Annotated in this window: 1 protein-coding gene; it reads right to left on the bottom strand. The window is 38.4% G+C overall.

What is annotated here, in order from left to right; genetic code table 11:
• Window positions 1-60: 60 nt before the first annotated feature.
• Window positions 61-279: hypothetical protein (locus GB932_RS22190; protein WP_197517217.1), on the bottom strand; the 219-nt coding region annotated here is incomplete at its 5' end.

Raw genomic sequence — 279 nt, 5'->3', positions numbered from 1 at the left:
AATAAATATTAATCTATTTCAGGTATCATTGATCATTAATCTTTTATCATTTATATTTATTTACTCTACTTCTTCAAAGAATTTTTTTACTTTTTCCATAAGCGACTGCCCGAAGGTCAGTTTCGCTTTTCTGTTCTCTTGCTTTTCATTTTCAAAAGACTGCTGCTCCTGAACCGGGGCTGCCTGCTGAACGGGTTGAGCCGTTTCTGCCTGTGCTGCAGTGACTTCCGGTTTTGGCTGCTCTGTAACAACTTCTACAACTTCGTCAATATTCTGCTT

The organism is Microbacterium karelineae, assembly GCF_009745985.1.
GTDB classification, from domain to species: Bacteria; Actinomycetota; Actinomycetes; order Actinomycetales; family Microbacteriaceae; genus Microbacterium; species Microbacterium karelineae.
The sequence above is the reverse complement of the archived record's forward strand: the minus strand, read 5'-3'. Positions and strand labels throughout refer to the sequence as shown.